At 48.7% G+C, this 13,503-nt stretch carries 14 protein-coding genes; all 14 read left to right on the forward strand.

The window, feature by feature from the left end; all coding sequences use genetic code 11:
* Window positions 1-3 precede the first annotated feature (3 nt).
* Window positions 4-948: a bifunctional riboflavin kinase/FAD synthetase gene (locus ACG3M1_RS12230; RefSeq protein ID WP_009269140.1), complete on the forward strand. Its 945-nt coding sequence runs from the start codon at window positions 4-6 to the stop codon at window positions 946-948.
* Window positions 939-2,315, forward strand: coding sequence for a GTP pyrophosphokinase (locus ACG3M1_RS12235; RefSeq protein ID WP_009269139.1), 1,377 nt, complete (start codon window positions 939-941; stop codon window positions 2,313-2,315). The genes ACG3M1_RS12230 and ACG3M1_RS12235 overlap by 10 nt, the downstream gene beginning before the upstream one ends.
* Before the next feature lie 61 nt (window positions 2,316-2,376).
* A complete protein-coding gene (locus ACG3M1_RS12240; RefSeq protein ID WP_002609025.1) occupies window positions 2,377-2,934 on the forward strand; it encodes a SpoIIIAH-like family protein in 558 nt (185 codons plus the stop codon).
* Window positions 2,935-2,973: 39 nt separating this feature from the next.
* A complete protein-coding gene (locus ACG3M1_RS12245; RefSeq protein WP_002609026.1) occupies window positions 2,974-3,303 on the forward strand; it encodes an Asp23/Gls24 family envelope stress response protein in 330 nt (109 codons plus the stop codon).
* Between the two features lie 50 nt (window positions 3,304-3,353).
* Window positions 3,354-4,256, forward strand: coding sequence for a 5'-nucleotidase (locus ACG3M1_RS12250; RefSeq protein ID WP_008817244.1), 903 nt, complete (start codon window positions 3,354-3,356; stop codon window positions 4,254-4,256).
* 75 nt (window positions 4,257-4,331) lie between these two features.
* Window positions 4,332-4,709, forward strand: coding sequence for a transcription antitermination factor NusB (gene nusB, locus ACG3M1_RS12255; protein ID WP_002609028.1), 378 nt, complete (start codon window positions 4,332-4,334; stop codon window positions 4,707-4,709).
* A complete protein-coding gene (gene xseA, locus ACG3M1_RS12260; RefSeq protein WP_009269138.1) occupies window positions 4,706-6,034 on the forward strand; it encodes an exodeoxyribonuclease VII large subunit in 1,329 nt (442 codons plus the stop codon). Before nusB ends, xseA begins: the two co-directional genes overlap by 4 nt.
* Complete coding sequence (xseB, locus tag ACG3M1_RS12265; protein WP_002609030.1) at window positions 6,034-6,246, forward strand: exodeoxyribonuclease VII small subunit; 213 nt, start codon at window positions 6,034-6,036, stop codon at window positions 6,244-6,246. The genes xseA and xseB overlap by 1 nt, the downstream gene beginning before the upstream one ends.
* Window positions 6,239-7,081, forward strand: a complete 843-nt coding sequence (locus ACG3M1_RS12270; protein WP_008817242.1) for a polyprenyl synthetase family protein — start codon at window positions 6,239-6,241, stop codon at window positions 7,079-7,081. The genes xseB and ACG3M1_RS12270 overlap by 8 nt, the downstream gene beginning before the upstream one ends.
* A gap of 13 nt (window positions 7,082-7,094) precedes the next feature.
* Window positions 7,095-8,972, forward strand: coding sequence for a 1-deoxy-D-xylulose-5-phosphate synthase (gene dxs, locus ACG3M1_RS12275; protein ID WP_008817241.1), 1,878 nt, complete (start codon window positions 7,095-7,097; stop codon window positions 8,970-8,972).
* Window positions 8,969-9,748 carry a TlyA family RNA methyltransferase gene (locus tag ACG3M1_RS12280; RefSeq protein WP_008817240.1) on the forward strand — a complete coding sequence of 260 codons (780 nt, stop codon included), beginning with the start codon at window positions 8,969-8,971 and terminating at the stop codon, window positions 9,746-9,748. The genes dxs and ACG3M1_RS12280 overlap by 4 nt, the downstream gene beginning before the upstream one ends.
* A gap of 4 nt (window positions 9,749-9,752) precedes the next feature.
* Window positions 9,753-11,414 (forward strand): DNA repair protein RecN, encoded by a 1,662-nt coding sequence (gene recN / locus ACG3M1_RS12285; protein WP_008817239.1) that lies wholly within the window; start codon window positions 9,753-9,755, stop codon window positions 11,412-11,414.
* Window positions 11,415-11,456: 42 nt separating this feature from the next.
* Complete coding sequence (locus ACG3M1_RS12290; protein WP_227761288.1) at window positions 11,457-12,467, forward strand: SpoIVB peptidase S55 domain-containing protein; 1,011 nt, start codon at window positions 11,457-11,459, stop codon at window positions 12,465-12,467.
* A gap of 184 nt (window positions 12,468-12,651) precedes the next feature.
* Window positions 12,652-13,485 carry a sporulation transcription factor Spo0A gene (spo0A, locus tag ACG3M1_RS12295; RefSeq protein ID WP_002609036.1) on the forward strand — a complete coding sequence of 278 codons (834 nt, stop codon included), beginning with the start codon at window positions 12,652-12,654 and terminating at the stop codon, window positions 13,483-13,485.
* Window positions 13,486-13,503: the final 18 nt, after the last annotated feature.

Genomic DNA, 13,503 nt, shown 5'->3' on the forward strand with positions numbered 1-13,503 from the left:
GCTATGAAGGTAGTACATATAAATTTAACAGGGACAGCAGTTATCGAAGAACCGCTGACAGCCTGTATCGGCTATTTTGACGGTCTGCATCTGGGGCATCAGAAGCTGATTGAAGAGGTGAAGCGCGTTGCGGCAAGGCGCAACACACGCTGTGCACTGATTACCTTTGATCCCGATCCCTGGTGTGTGATCCGGGGATTGCAGGATATTGCACATATCACGCCGATGAAGCAGCGGATGCGGATAGCGGAGGCGATGGGAATCGAATACTGGATCATTCTTGATTTTTCCAGAGAAATGGCGGATCTGACTCCGCAGGATTTTCATGAGAAGGTGCTTAAGCCGCTGCGTCTGGATACGCTGGTTTGCGGATATGATTTCCACTATGGAAGAAAAGGGGAGGGCGATGCACAATCCTTACATGAACAGACGGATTTCGATGTGCATGTCATCGATCAGGTCAGCAGTGAGCATAGGAAAATCAGCTCCTCGCGTATCGAAGAGCTGATCCAGGAAGGCGATATGGAAAAGGCGGCCCGCTTCATGGGACGCTGGTACGATATGGAGGGAAGCGTCAAGGGGGGCAGTCATGTTGGAAGGAAGAACGGATTTCCAACGGCTAACCTGCGTCTGCAGGAGCTCTATGTCATGCCGAAAAAGGGTGTATATGTGGGGGCGGTCAAGGTGCTGGGGACATGGCACAGGGCGATGATGAACATCGGTAACAATCCAACCTACAATTACCAGGAATCAGGATCCATCGAAGCGCATCTTCTGGATTTTGATCAGGACATTTATGAGGAGCCTGTCATCTTCCGGTTCCTATCCTATATACGGGAGGAACGGAAATTTCCGGATGCACGCGCCCTCGGTGAACAGCTGAAAAAAGACCTGGCAACGACACGTTCCTATTTTGAAAAGGGAAAGGAGTCTGCCCTATGCGATTAAAGGTATTTGACACAATTGATGAAGCATTAGCCCTGCTTTCTGAAAACAATGAATTCTATCATGAAATAGAACGGGAGATTGAACAGTATCTGATTGCGGTATTTAAGGAATCCAGTGAAATGATCATCGATATCAATTCGCGTGTGAAGTCAAGGGAGAGCCTGCGTGAAAAAATCATCCGCAACCGCTTTTACGTGGAGAATGACAGCGCGCAGGGAATTCTGGATAATCTGAGTGATTTGATCGGTTTTATCATTGAATGCCGTTTTATTGAGGATGAATACAATGTGCTCAATAAAATACGGGAAACACTGAACATCCGTAATGAAGAGGATGGCTTCTATTATAATGAAATCAATCCGCACTTCTTTCTTGACTGCGCCTCACGGCAGCCCCAGATTCAGAAAAACGGCTTTGCGATCTATCGTATTGACGGCTATTATCTCAAGGACGGACAAAAGGTCAACGTAGAGCTGCAGATCAAGGCGCTGGTGCATTCCTTCTGGGGTGAAATCGAGCATAAGCTGGTGTATAAAAATACGAATTATTATGTGTATGATGATTTCATGAAGGATCTGCTTGCCAGCATCAAGGCCAATCTGACCATTACCGACCGGCAGCTGAACATCATATACAATCAGATGCAGGAAACGTCGCTGAGTGATGCGAGTATCACGGAAACCAGCTTTGAAAAGCAGATTTCCAAGGCCATCAATGATTTGTTCGCACTGAAGATGAACGAATCCATCGGCTTTACGATGAATCTGAAAAGTGTATCTACGATTCTGGGACATTACATCTTTATCAAGGACATTCGCTTTGACGGCGGAAACAATGACCGTATCTCCTCCCTGTTTCGTACCTTCAAGAAGCTGAATTCCATTCAGATGGATTTTGAAAATGAAATTCTCATGGATGCGGATTTCTATTCCAAGGATGTGTTTGTGCATATTCTGGGAAACTATCTGATTTCCGTGCTGAACCGCGATTATGACTGGTTCGTCTTCTTTAAGATGCTGTTCGCCATCGAGCCGGGAAACAATATGGAGGATTTCTGTCTGTTTCTAAATGTAATCAAGAATTATCTGGTCGACAATTACTGGCTGAATACGAGCTTTGTCCGTCTGCCGATGGATCAAAGCGACCTGCTGCATGAGGAATGTGCCCGTATTCTGGCAAACTCCCTGTGTGAAATCGGTACAATTGATATCATTCACGATGATAAAATGGTCGCCATCAACAAGGCGTTTGTCCGCTTTATCGAGGAGCTGGAGAACCGTGTGATCTCCTATTCCGATTTCATGCAGTACCGCAGCGCCTATTATGAAGACTGGATGCAGCGCATGAACAATATTTTTCAAAAGTGAATTAACAGGTATAAGAGGTGTCCTTCCTGCATAGGGTGTAATAGCAAGGAGGGCACTTTTTATGAATAAACAAGCACTTGCATTTCTGACCATGTTCTCTCTGATTCTGATGCTGTCTGTCTACTATGTGACACTGCCGGCGGATTCCACCAGTGTCATGGAGGAACAGGCCCCTCAATCTGATAAAAAAGCAGATAAGGAAAACACAGCAGCAAAGACAGAGGATGCTCAGGGCAAGACGGAAGAAGCACAGGAACAGAAGAAAGATACATCAGAATCGGCAGATGGTTCAACAAAGCTGCAGGACAGCATCAATCAGAAAAAGGAAGAGGAGATCAACCGCAATTCCAGTGTGGTTGCGGATACCAAAAGCGATGACAGTGCAAAGAAAGAAGCACTTGCCGCAATCGATGAGCTGAAGGATGAGAAAAGCATGCAGAAAAGCGTGGCTGACCTGCTGAAGAAGGATGGCTATCAGACAGCTGTGGAAATCAATGGAGATACGTGTATCATCTCGGTGTTTGAACAGAAGGATGATAAAAATGTTGCGAAAACGATCATGCAGAAGGCACAGGAAGCTACAAATCACAAATATTTGATGGAAGTTACTTTCAAATAAGAAATCTTTTTGGTATAATAAGCCTAGAAGGTGATGAAAATGGCTCAAGAGTATATTGCATTAAAGGAACGAAACAATGCAGGTGTAATCGCACTCAGCAAATCTGCATTCCAGACGATTGCGAAAATCGTTGTCGAAGAGGATGAAAACATTCGGCTGGCGGACAGCGCTACACCGTTTAAATATCCGATCAGCTGCAAGATCGTGAATGATCAGCTGATTTTGTCCATCGACATAAAAGTAAAGTACAGCGTAAACGTAAATGAAGAATCAAGCAAAGTACAGAGTAAGATCTTTGAAAATATTGAACATATGACCGGGTATACACCGGATATCATCGATATCCACGTCGTTGGCTTTATCTTTTAAAGAAATCCGTACGGATTTCTTTTTTTCATGAACAGAAGGGAAGTGTAAACATGGCGGTAAGTCTTGAGGACTGCCTGGTAATCGGAATATCCAGCCGGGCATTGTTTGATCTGGATGATGAAAACTACATATATGAAACCAAGGGATTACAGGCGTATAGCGAATATCAGCTGGCGCATGAGCAGGAAATTCTGAAGCCGGGCAGCGGATTTGCCCTGGTGAAGGCCCTGCTGAAGCTGAATGAGAGCAGTAAGAAGCGAAGAGTTGAGGTATTGATCATGTCACGCAACAGTGCGGATACCTCGTTGCGTATCTTTACCTCGATTGCCCATTACGGACTGGATATCACCCGGGCGGTGTTAAGCGGCGGAGGACCACTGACCGGCTATCTAAAGGCATTCGGTGTGGATTTGTTTTTAAGCGCCAATGAGGAGGATGTCCGTTCTGCGCTTGCGGCCGGCTTTGCGGCGGGACGCATTTATACCAATGCGATTGAGGGCTATGATCCGCTGCAGGATATCGCTCAGATCCGGATTGCCTTTGATGGTGATGCCGTGCTGTTTTCAGATGCGAGCGAACAGATATTTCAAAAGGACGGTCTGGAGGCATTCGCAGAGCATGAAAAGGCATGTGCCCGACAGGTACTGCCGGAGGGACCCTTTGCGCAGTTTCTCAAGACGATTGCGGCCCTGCAGAAGGAATTTGAAGGGCATGCACCGATACGCACCGCCCTTGTGACTGCACGCAATGCGCCGGCGCATGAACGGGTGATCCGAACTCTGCGTGCATGGGATGTCCGTATTGATGAGGCCTTTTTTCTGGGTGGCATTACAAAGCGCGAGGTGCTGAAGGCGTTTGGTGCGCACATCTTCTTCGATGACCAGAGCAGCCATACCACACCTGCCAGCAGTGTTGTGCCGAGTGCACAGGTTGTGTATGGGGATGGAAAGTGAAAAAATTAGCAGGAGCAAAGACTGCAAAGTAACAGGCAAATATGATAAAATAAGAAAGATGAATGGAGGATTTCTATGAACAGCAGACATAAACTACGGGAGCTGGCAATGACCAGCCTGTATCAGCATTTTTTATTACAGAAGGATATCAAGGAGTGTGTGTACGACAACAGTGAAACCAATGAGATTGATCCGTTTCTCTACACGGTAACCATCGATGCCATCCGCTATCAGGACGTCTATATTGACAAGATCAATGCGGCACTTCGTCAGGACTGGACGTTTGCGCGCCTTGGCTTTGTGGAGCAGGCCATTTTGATGATGGCGGCATGCGAGCTGGATTTGGAAACGGCACCGAAGGCAATTGTCATTGATGAGGCTGTTACACTGGCGAAGAAATACTGCGACGATGAAACGTATCGTCTGATCAACGGGGTACTGGATCGTCTATGAGTCAGAATGTTTATAGTGTATCCGCGCTGGTACACTATATCAAGCAGACGCTGGACAATGATATCCGTATCCAGTCCATTCTCATCAAGGGGGAAATCAGCAATTTTACAAATCACCGCAGCGGACACTGGTATTTTACCCTAAAGGATGCCCGTTCCAAAATCAGCTGTGTTATGTTTTCCTCCCATGCCAGACGCTGTAACATCCTGTTGAAGGAGGGGATGAAGGTCATCGTAACGGCCTCTGTCTCCATGTATGAGGCGGGCGGAAGTGTACAGCTGTATGTGACAGCGGTACGCTCGGATGGCCTGGGTGATCTGTTTCTGCAGCTGGAGGAAGTGAAAAAGAAGCTGGCTGCACAGGGCTTGTTTGATCCGCAGAAGAAAAAGCCGCTGCCGCAGTATCCGATGCGCATCGGTGTGATTACCGCGAAAACCGGAGCGGCCGTACAGGATATCCTGACGACGATTTCCCGGCGCTGGCCGCTGGCTGAGGTTGTGGTGTATCCCAGCCTGGTACAGGGGATTCAGGCAAGTGGAGCCATTGTTGAAAATCTGCGCAAGGCGGATCAGGGCGGACATGATGTCATCCTGCTGGCAAGAGGCGGTGGACCGATTGAGGATTTGTGGTGCTTCAATGAGGAAGCAGTCGCCCGTGCCGTGTTTGCCATGCATACGGTTATCGTAACCGGTGTCGGTCATGAAACGGATACGACACTGGTGGATTATGTATCGGATGCCCGGGCGCCGACACCGACAGCTGCAGCGGAGCTGATCACGCCGGATTTGGAAGAGGTGCGCATGAACGTATCCCTGATGCGGCGGCGGCTCGTAAAGGATATGGAAACACGTCTGCATATGGCGAAGCAGGCCCTGGAGCCGATTCGTTCACACCGCTATATGCGCGACCCGTTAAGCTACATACGGGAAGAGGAAATGAAGCTTGCCATGCATGTGCAGCAGCTGAGCATCGTGGAAGCAACGGTTGCCGCAATGGCCATGCAGCTGAAGCAGAATTCCCATAAGCTCGCCATACACAGCGAACGCCTGTTTCAGAAGAATACACGCAGCATCGCGGAAAGCAGGCTGCGTCTGACGCAGGCACTGCACAATTACGATACGCTGCGAAAACGTCAGATAGGGAATATCAGCGCATTGCTGGATGCCTATTCCCCGCTGAAAAGTCTGTCCCGCGGTTATGCCATCGCCTATCATGGTGATGAAGTGATATCCAGCGTGGACGCTGTAGAACAAAATGACCGGCTGCGCTTGCGCATGCAGGATGGATATTTATATACAAACATCGAGAAGAAGGAGAAATTATAATGGAACAGAAACTGCCGTTTAAACAATCCATGAGCCGGCTGGAGGAAATCATTGCCGCACTGGAAAAAAATGAAATCGAGCTGGAGGATGCCATCGCTCTGTTTGAAGAAGGACTGCAGCTGGTGAATTCCTGTGATTCACAGCTGAAAAATTTTGAAAATCGTGTACAGGAGCTGCTGAACACCTATCAGGAGGGCAGCGACAATGTCTGACTTTGAAAGCTATCTGTCCCATTGTCTGGATACGCTGGAGCACAGCAGAGTCCGCGAGGCAATGCAGTATTCTCTGATGGCAGGCGGCAAGCGGATACGCCCCAGGCTGCTATTGGCAGTGCTGCGTGCCTATGGCTTTGAAGAGACGATCGGCTATCCCGTAGCCGCTGCGATTGAAATGATCCATACCTATTCCTTGATTCATGATGATCTTCCCGCAATGGATAATGACACGCTGCGCAGAGGTATGCCGACCTGTCATGTCAAATTCGGCGAGGATGTCGCTATTCTGGCAGGGGATGCCCTGTTGACGCAGGCCTTTTATACAGCGGCAGCGTGTACCTGCCGTGCAGAGGTTCTTGTGGAAATCTTAAAGCTGCTTTCCGAATTCAGCGGAGCAAACGGCATGATTCTGGGACAGATCAAGGATTTGGAGGGGGAAGCAAATCCCGGCATTGATCATGCCGGACTGCAGGTTATCCATTATTATAAAACCGGCAGACTGCTGAGCCTTCCGCTGGTCTGTGCAGCACTGCTTGCAGGACACAGGGAGGATGCAGCGGTATGGGAGCGCATTGGCGCAGATACCGGATTATCCTTCCAGATTCAGGATGATATTCTGGATGTGACCAGCACCGTTGAGGAGCTTGGGAAAAACATCAACAGCGATGCGGAAAATGAAAAAACAACCTATGTCACGCTGATGGGCGTTGAAGCCGCCCGAGAGGAAGCGGATCGCTATTACCGGCGGGCGCTTGCACAGCTTGATGCGCTGCCGCTGGATGCAGCACCGGTAAGAGAGCTGTTTGACCAGCTGATGAAGCGAAAAAACTGAGAGGAGCGGTTGCATGAACATCTACGATATCAAACAGCCTGAGGACATCAAGGAATGCTCGATTGCGCAGCTGCAGGATCTGGCACAGCAGATACGTGTCTTTCTGATTCAAAGCATTGCCAAAACCGGAGGACATCTGTCCAGTAATCTCGGTGTGGTGGAGCTGACGCTGGCCATGCATTATGTCTTTGATTCTCCAACGGATAAATTTATTTTTGATGTCGGTCACCAGTCCTACGTACATAAAATCCTGACGGGTCGGGGAAATCAGTTCGCAACCCTGCGACAGTATAAGGGGATTGCCGGTTTTCAGAAACGTAAGGAAAGTGAACACGATGTCTGGGAGGCCGGACATTCCTCCACCTCACTGTCAGCGGCACTTGGCATGGCGGTAGGGCGTGATTTGCATAAGGATACCTACCAGATCGTGCCGGTCATCGGGGATGGTGCGCTGAGCGGTGGTATGGCCATGGAGGCATTGAACCAGATTGGCAGTGAACAGCGCAATATGGTCATTATTTTTAACGATAACAACATGTCCATATCACAAAATGTGGGCGCAATGGACGAGGCCTTTACCAAGCTGCGGACAAGCAAGCCCTATACGACATTGAAGGAAGATCTGAAAGGGGCATTATCCACCTCCCGTATGGGTTCCTCTTTACTGCATACCATGAAAAGCATGAAAAATGCAGTCAAGGAAAACGTGGTGGATACCTCTATATTCGGTGATTTTAATCTTGACTATATCGGGCCGGTGGACGGGCACGATTTAAAGATGCTGATCAAGGTACTGAAAATTGCCCGGCAGCACGAGGGACCGATCGTTGTCCATGTCATCACGAAAAAAGGCAAGGGCTATCGCTATGCGGAAGAGGATAAGGAAGGAAAATGGCACGGTGTCAGCCAGTTTGACCCGGAAACCGGAGAATCCCTGGCGAAGCTTCCGGCAGGACATAAAAGCTGGAGTGAGGTCATGTCCCGTACACTGATGAAGCTTGCCGAGCATGATGAGCGCATTGTCGCCATTACACCCGCAATGAAATCCGGCAGTAAGCTGTCCGCCTTTTTTGACCGCTATCCGACACGTTCCTTTGACTGCGGTATTGCAGAGGAGCATGCAATGACGTTTGCGGCAGGCCTCTGTACGCAGGATATCCGTCCGTTTATCTCTGTATATTCCTCCTTTCTGCAAAGAGCCTATGACCAGATCAGCCACGATGTGGCACGTATGCAGCTGCCGGTTGTCATCGGTATCGATCGCTGCTCACTGGTCGGAGAGGACGGTGAGACGCATCACGGTGTGTTCGATATCGCCATGCTGCGGCCCATTCCGAATATGATACTGGCACAGCCCAAGGATGCCCGGGAAGCGCAGAATCTGCTGTACTCCGCCTTTGCGCAGAACAATCAGCCCTATGCGATACGCTATCCAAGAGGTAACGTGTCCTATCAGGCGGTGGAGCAGTACACCTACATACCACCGGGAACCTGGACACAGACGGTGATCCGTGAGGATTATGCGCTCAATATCATCACCTACGGACCGGATGTGGATCGTATCATTTCCAAGGCGAGGGTGAATCAGCTGCCGATCCGGGTAATCAATGCACGCTTCTTCAAACCGATTGATGAGGAGCTTTTGACCTCCGTCTGTGAGGAGGATAAGCCGACGATCATCTTTGAACCGGATATGCTGTGCGGCGGCTTGTCCAGCGCTATTACAGAATTTGCCAATGACCACCGCTATGCGACACATTTTGTCCGTATGGGAATCGATGATCATTTCGTGGAGCACGGCTCGCTGCCGCAGCTGCGAAAGCTGGAGCATCTGGATATGAACACGCTGTTTGAAATCATCACAAGCTACCTGAGGCCGGAAAAGAAATGAGACTGGATGTATATTTAAGCACGCAGGGACTGTGTGACAGCCGTGCAAGAGCACAGGATGCCATACAGGAGGGCAGAGTGACTGTAAATGGAAGGATTGCGAAGAAAAGCAGTATGCCGGTGGATGATTCCATGGATATCAAGCTGGAGGAGGCGGAAACAGCATTTGCCTCCCGCGCAGGCTATAAGCTGTATGATGTGCTAAAGCCCTTTGAAATCGATTTGGAGGGACGCGTCGTTTTGGATGTCGGTGCTAGCACCGGAGGCTTCAGCGATGTCTGTCTGCAAAACAAAGCACGCCTTGTCTACGCAGTGGATGTCGGAAAGGATCAGCTGCTCGAGCGATTGAAAAACGATCCGCGCATTATCAATATGGAGGGTGTCAACTGCCGCTATCTGAGTGGGGATATGTTTGATCCGCGTCCGGATTTTGCCTGCATGGATGTATCCTTTATCTCCATACGGCAGATTCTTCCGGTGCTGGCAGAGCAGTTTGCCGATATGGAAATCGTCGCCCTGGTAAAGCCGCAGTTTGAAGCTGGCAGAGCAAAGGTCGGCAAGCATGGCATCGTGAAAAATGAAAAGGTACACATCGAGGTTTTGCAGTCCATGTGCGACTATGTGAAAACCCTCGGCCTATATGTCCATCACCTGTGTGCCAGCAGTGTGCTGGGCAGGGATGGCAATAAGGAATTCGTCATGCATTTGAAGCATACACAGACGCATAAGGTTTTTCCCATTCGGGATATTGTTAAAAATTATACAGTAAAGAGGTGAGAATATGCTTACACAGATCTATGTGAAAAATTTCATCCTGATGGATGAGGTGCAGCTGGAGCTGCATGACAACATGTCAGCCTTTACCGGAGAAACCGGTGCCGGAAAATCCCTGTTAATGGATGCCATCGGTATTCTGAAGGGAGATCGTGTTAACAGCGACATGATCAAGGAGGGCTGTGACAAGGCTGTCATTGAAGGCGTTTTTGAACTTGCACCACAGCACAGCGTGCTGCAGCAGCTGCAGGATGCAGGCCATGAATGTGAGGACGGCCTGCTGATTGTTACACGTGAGGTAACCCGGGAGGGAAGAAGCATTGCGCGGATCAATCAGCGCACGACAACGGTTTCCTTTGTAAAGCAGATCGTTTCCCAGCTGGTCGATATTCATTCCCAGCATGACACACAGTATCTGCGTAATGCGGCATCTCACCAGCTTCTGCTGGACCGATTTGCACGCGATGAAGATCTGCTGGCAAAGACGAAGCAGAGCTATCACAGCTACCGTTCCATGAAGGATGCCCTGGAGGAAGCGCTCCACAGTGATTACAATGAGGACGATCTGGAATTTCTAACCTTTCAGCTGAATGAAATCGACGAGGCACAGCTGCAGGAAGAAGAACTGGAGGCGCTGGAGCAGGAACAAAAACGTATGATGGCATATGAAAAGCTGAGCTCCTCCGCATCACAGGCGGTTGCCCTTTTGGATGAGGGAAGCGTTTCTTCCATCTATGAAAGCTATCGCCTGCTGCATGCGCTGCATGAGGATGAAACCTTTACGGATGCGGCTGCACAGCTGCTGGATCTGTACTATGCGCTGGATGAGCAGTGCTCCCGCGTCCGCACCCATCTGGAGGAGCTCGAATTCGATGAGGGCCGTTTCCATGAACTTCAGGAAAGAATTTTCCTGATACACAAGATACAGCGGAAATACGGCGGCAGCTATGCGGCTGTCATGGAGAAACGCAGCTTTCTGGAAAAAAAGATCGACAGCATCCTGCACCGCCAGGATTTTATCGCAAAATCCGAGAAGGAGCTGGAGAAGGCCAGAAAGGTATATGAAGAAGATTGTATGCAGCTGCATGTGCTGCGCGAAAAAAAGGCAAGGGAGCTGGAGCAGCTGATTCTGCAGCAGCTAAAGGATTTGCAGCTGCCCAATGCACGTTTCCACGTTGAACTGGAGCCTTTTGAGGGGAATGCGCAGGGCAGTGACAAAATCACCTTTCTGGTATCCATGAATGCCGGAGAGCGGCTGCGTCCGCTGCAGGCTACAGCCAGCGGCGGGGAGCTTTCCCGTTTTATGCTGGGATTGAAGACCGTCTTTACACGGCTGACGGGTATTGATACCATTATCTTCGATGAAATCGATACCGGTGTCAGCGGCAGTGTTGCGTTTTCCATCGGAAAGAAAATGCGTCAGCTTGCGCAAAGGACTCAGGTGTTCTGCGTGACTCATCTTGCAAGTGTTGCGGCCTGTGCCATGCAGCATTATGTAGTGGAAAAGCATCAGGAAGGCGGACATACAGAAACTACGATCCGCCTGCTGAACGATAAAGAGCGCATACAGGAAATGGCTGTGATATCACAGGGCAGCACCAGTGAAAGTGCTCTGCAGGCAGCAAAAGAGCTGTATGAGCTTGCAAAAAAGGAAACAGGTAATAATTAACTGACATGACCATCTCCCGAGGAACCACACTATCTTCAGGAGGTGAACGATTTGTACAAAAAAATAGTTGCTTTTTTATGCGCACTGTCCCTACTGCTTCCCATCGGCATTCACGCCAGCGATGACCTGTATCTGGGCGGTGACAGCATCGGTATTCAGCTGGATTACAACGGTGTGATGATTACGGGAACATATCCGTTCGTCGTACAGGGTGAAACCTATGATCCCGGCGGTACCATCCAGCCCAGTGATATCCTGGTAAAGGTGAATCAGGTACCGATATCCTCCATGGATGAATTGTATCAGCAGCTGTCCGCCTTTCAGGAATCTGTCAATGAGATTCCTGTCGAAATACGACGCGGTTCGAACACCATACCGGTTACCCTGAAAACCACGTATGATGCCTCCACACGTTCGTTTAAAAGCGGCTTGTATGTAAAGGATAAAATTGTCGGTGTTGGAACATTGACCTATTATGATCCCTCCAACAATACCTACGGAGCCTTAGGTCATGAAATTATGGATTCTGATTTAAAGCAGATTGCAGAGGTACCTTCCGGAAGCCTGTATCCGGCCAATGTCATATCTATAACGAAGGCACAGGATAACATTCCGGGTGAAAAGCATGCGGAAATAGATTTCTCCTCCGCCTTCGCCAATGTACTTGCTAATACCAATATCGGTATTTATGGTCATTACGATTCCATGCTGCGAAATGTCGAAGCTCTGCCATGGGCAAAGCATGATGAGGTACATACGGGAAAAGCCGTCATGTATACTGTCTTACAGGGAAATACGATTGAGCCCTTTACGATTAACATCACGAAGGTACACCGGCAGAATACATCCGATGTCAAGGGTATCGAATTTACGATTGCGGATGAGCGTCTAGCTTCTGCGTCGAATGGAATCGTACAGGGAATGAGTGGATCACCGATTGTGCAGGATGGAAAAATCATTGGTGCTGTCACGCATGTCATCACCTCCCACCCTTCCAACGGGTATGGAGTCTTTGTCGAATGGATGCTTGAAAAATCCAGAAATATGGCTTAAAATCCGCATAAACCGACATATTTTGAGCAAATGTTATGCTTTGAAACAAAAGGAACGGCGTTTTCGTCGCTCTTTTTCATTTTTTGGAAGTTTTTGTGAAATTCTTTTCTTCATTCGACATTTTATCTGAATTTCTGCATACGGAGGTTCGTATAATGGATGTCAGTAAGGAGAGAGGAAATGTATGAATAACAAAATGAATGTATATCTGGTGGATGATAGCATGGAGATGATCCACAGTATGAAGGAAGCGCTCACAAAGAGCGACGGGTATCAGGTCATCGGAAGTGCCACCAATGGCGAGCAGTGTGTCAATGAGCTGCGCGGCAAGCATCTGGATGTCCTTGTGCTGGATCTGATTATGCCGAAGAAGGACGGCATCAGCGTTCTGCACGATTTGAAGAAAAACCATATACAGGTGGATCACATCATCTGTACAACACCGTTTGTGAACGATCTCATCGTGGCAGGTGTTCAGAATTACCGTATCGATTATATTCTGATGAAGCCCTTTGAGATAGAACAGCTGTGTGATAAGCTGAACTTCATTGTCGGCTACACACGGAAGGAGCATATATCCAGCAATGTGGTGAAGGTCAATCTGGATGATGATGAGAAGGAGCGTCTGCAGAAGCTGGAGCTGGAAAGTGAGATTACAGAGCTGTTGCATGAAATCGGGATTCCTGCACATATCAAGGGCTACATGTATCTGCGTACAGCAATTCTAGAAACCTATCTAAATGTTGATTTTCTGGGACAGATCACAAAGGTGCTGTATCCGGAAATCGCCAAGAAATATGCAACCACGGCATCCCGTGTGGAAAGAGCCATTCGACACGCAATCGAGGTAGCATGGAACAGAGGGAACATTGATGCAATTGATGATATCTTCGGATATACGATATCTGCCAGCAAGGCAAAGCCAACCAATTCCGAATTCATCGCCATGATTTCCGACAAGCTGCGCTTAGAGCACAGACTGCGCAACAAAAACAATGTGATCAAGACATTCCGCTAGCTTTTCCCCTGTAAATCC

This window comes from Clostridium sp. 10cd* (assembly GCF_044336395.1).
Classification (GTDB): domain Bacteria; phylum Bacillota_I; class Bacilli_A; order Erysipelotrichales; family Erysipelotrichaceae; genus Clostridium_AQ; species Clostridium_AQ innocuum.